The 2985-nt window shown below is 62.7% G+C and carries 5 protein-coding genes; all 5 read left to right on the forward strand.

The window, feature by feature from the left end:
• The first annotated feature begins 174 nt into the window (after nucleotides 1–174).
• A complete protein-coding gene (ccmB, locus tag V7Q81_RS15365; protein WP_333845066.1) occupies nucleotides 175–843 on the forward strand; it encodes a heme exporter protein CcmB in 669 nt (222 codons plus the stop codon).
• A gap of 15 nt (nucleotides 844–858) precedes the next feature.
• The gene (ccmC, locus tag V7Q81_RS15370; RefSeq protein WP_333845075.1) at nucleotides 859–1599 is read left to right on the forward strand and encodes a heme ABC transporter permease CcmC; all 741 of its coding nucleotides are present in this window, start codon (nucleotides 859–861) and stop codon (nucleotides 1597–1599) included.
• The gene (gene ccmD / locus V7Q81_RS15375; RefSeq protein ID WP_333845069.1) at nucleotides 1596–1772 is read left to right on the forward strand and encodes a heme exporter protein CcmD; all 177 of its coding nucleotides are present in this window, start codon (nucleotides 1596–1598) and stop codon (nucleotides 1770–1772) included. The genes ccmC and ccmD overlap by 4 nt, the downstream gene beginning before the upstream one ends.
• Nucleotides 1769–2224: a cytochrome c maturation protein CcmE gene (gene ccmE, locus V7Q81_RS15380; protein WP_333845071.1), complete on the forward strand. Its 456-nt coding sequence runs from the start codon at nucleotides 1769–1771 to the stop codon at nucleotides 2222–2224. Before ccmD ends, ccmE begins: the two co-directional genes overlap by 4 nt.
• Nucleotides 2225–2233: 9 nt before the next feature.
• On the forward strand, nucleotides 2234–2985 hold a 752-nt coding region (locus V7Q81_RS15385), incomplete at its 3' end, for a heme lyase CcmF/NrfE family subunit (protein WP_333845073.1).

Here is a 2985-nt window from a genome sequence, read left to right on the forward strand (position 1 = left end):
CCTTGTGGGTGCTCGATGAGCCTTTCGCCGGGCTGGACCAGGAGGCGATCAGCCTGGTGCAGGAGCTTGTGGAAAAGCACCTGGCGCAGGGGGGGATCGCAGTGGTGACGACCCACCAGGAGCTGCAAATCCGGGGTACCCGGGTGCATCGACTCCTCCTTGCCGGGTGAGCCGATGCTGGCTGCCTTGCGCTCGGTGGTGGTGCGAGACCTGACGCTCGCCCTGCGCCAGCGTTCGGATGTGATGACAACCCTGTTTTTTTTTGTCATTGTGGTGAGCCTCTTTCCTCTGGGAGTAGGACCGGAACTGGACAAGCTGCGGCCGCTCGCGGCCGGCGTCGTCTGGGTAGCGGCGCTGCTCGCTTCCATGCTTTCTCTGGGACGAGTGTTTGCCCATGACTATACGGACGGTACCCTGGAACAGCTGCTGGTTTCTCCCCAGCCCCTTTCCCTGCTGGTGTTGGGTAAGATTATTGCTCACTGGATCGTCTCTGGCGTTCCCCTGGTGGTGATGGCCCCTCTTCTTGGGTTGCAATACGACTTGTGGGGCAGACCCCTCGCGGTATTGGTCCTGTCCCTGTTGCTTGGCACGCCAGTCCTGTCTGCCATCGGAGCAGTGGGCGCTGCTCTCACCCTCGGCCTGCGCGGCGCGAGCGTTCTGGTAGCCCTACTGGTTCTTCCTTTATATGTCCCGGTGCTGATTTTCGGTGCGGGTGCGGTGGACGCAGCGGCTTCGGGGATCGACATCGAGGGTCATCTTTCCCTTCTGGGGGCCTTCCTGCTGGTGTCCCTGGCGCTCGCGCCCTGGGCTGCCGCTCTCGCCTTGCGGGTCTCGATGGAGTGAGAGCGGGTGAAGCGCGTGACCATCAACTGGTTCAAGTATGCCTCTCCGGCCACCTTCTATGCCCTGGCGGGTCGTCTGATCCCCTGGTTTAGCGCGGCTTCCGTGCTGCTCTTTGTCGTGGGCCTGTATCTGGGTTTCTTCGTCGCCCCCACCGATTTCCAGCAGGGAGAGGTCTACCGCATCATCTTCTTACACGTGCCGGCGGCCTGGATGTCCATGTTCCTCTACGTGGTAATGGCAGGCTACTGTGCCCTGGGGCTCGTCTTTAACACCCGGCTCTCCTTCATGATGGCACGAGCCATCGCCCCGACCGGAGCGCTGTTCACTTTCATTTCCTTGTGGACCGGAGCACTGTGGGGGCGACCTACCTGGGGCACCTACTGGGTGTGGGACGCGCGGCTGACCTCCCAGCTGATCCTCTTCTTTCTCTACCTCGGCTATCTCGCGCTGCAGGCGGCGATCGAAGACCCGCGCCGGGGTGACCGGGCCGGTGCGGTGCTGGCGCTGGTCGGAGTGGTCAACGTGCCCATCATCTATTATTCGGTCGACTGGTGGAACACTTTGCATCAGGGAGCATCGGTGAGCTTGACCGCTGCTCCCAAAATGGCCGCCATCATGCTGCAGGCCATGCTCGTCATGGCGGTCGCCTGCTGGACTTATTCGGTCGCCGTAATTCTGGCGCGGGTGCGCTGCATCATCCTAGAGCGGGAGCGGCGCGCCGCCTGGGTGGCCGAGCTTTCGGAAAGGACGGCATGAACTGGGGTAGTCTGGAAAATTTCCTTGCGATGGGGGGCTACGGCTTCTACGTGTGGGGAGCCTATGCGATTTCTCTGCTCACCCTGGCGATCGAGGTAGTGGCTGTTGCGCGTCGGCGCAGGGCACTGCGCACGGTCTCGGGGAATATGGAGAGGAGGGGGGCTGGGACGTGAAGGCTCGGTATAAACGCCTGGCCATGGTAGCAGCCGCCTTGGCGCTGCTCGCCCTCGCCACCGGGCTGGTGTTGAACGCATTTCGCACGAATCTCGTGTTTTTTTTCACCCCTTCCCAGGTGGCAGCCCAGGAAGCTCCCCTCGACAAAGCCTTCCGCATCGGCGGCCTGGTGGAGGAAGGCAGCCTGCGGCGAGAGCCGGACGGGCTGACGGTGCGCTTCAACGTGACTGACACTGCCAAGACCATCCCAGTCGTCTACCGGGGGATCCTTCCCGACTTGTTCCGCGAGGGCAAGGGCGTGGTGACCCAGGGCCGACTGCGAGAAGATGGCGTGTTCGTCGCCACCGAGGTGCTGGCCAAGCACGACGAGAACTACATGCCTCCCGAGGCCGCCCATGCGCTGGAGCAGGCAAGCAAGGCCCAGCGGACGGTGGTGGAAGGGGCCCAATGAGGATAGGCCATGATTCCTGAGATCGGTCAGTTCGCCCTGATCCTGGCCCTCCTATTGGCGTTCGTCCAGGGAACCGTTCCCATGATGGGTGCGGCGCTGGGAATACGCCGCTGGATGGCGGCGGCCCGACCGCTCGCTCACGGGCAATTCGTCTTCGTGGCTATCGCCTTCGGTTGCCTTCTGTGGTCGTTCGTGCACAACGACTTTTCAGTACTTAACGTGGCAAACAACTCCAATTCGCTGCTACCCCTGCATTATCGTATCACCGCGACCTGGGGCTCCCACGAAGGCTCCCTACTGCTCTGGGCCCTGATGCTCGCTCTTTGGACAGTGGCGGTAACGGTCTTCAGTCGGCGCCTGCCCGAGGAGATGGTGGCCCGGGTGGTGAGCGTCATGGGGCTCGTGAGCGTGGGCTTTCTGCTGTTCATGCTGCTCACTTCCAATCCCTTCGAGCGGCGCCTTCCCGCCGCGCCCGAGGGCCGCGACCTCAACCCGCTGCTGCAGGACCCGGGCATGGTAATTCATCCCCCGTTGCTATACATGGGCTACGTGGGTTTCTCAGTCGCTTTCGCCTTCGCTGTCTCGGCGCTCCTTTCCGGGCGTCTGGACGCCTCCTGGGCGCGCTGGTCCCGTCCCTGGACCACTTGTGCCTGGATGTTTCTCACCTTGGGCATTATGCTGGGTAGCTTCTGGGCCTATTATGAGCTGGGCTGGGGCGGCTGGTGGTTCTGGGACCCGGTGGAGAACGCCTCCTTCATGCC

The organism is Pelomicrobium sp., assembly GCF_036803785.1.
GTDB lineage: Bacteria > Pseudomonadota > Gammaproteobacteria > Burkholderiales > UBA6910 > Pelomicrobium.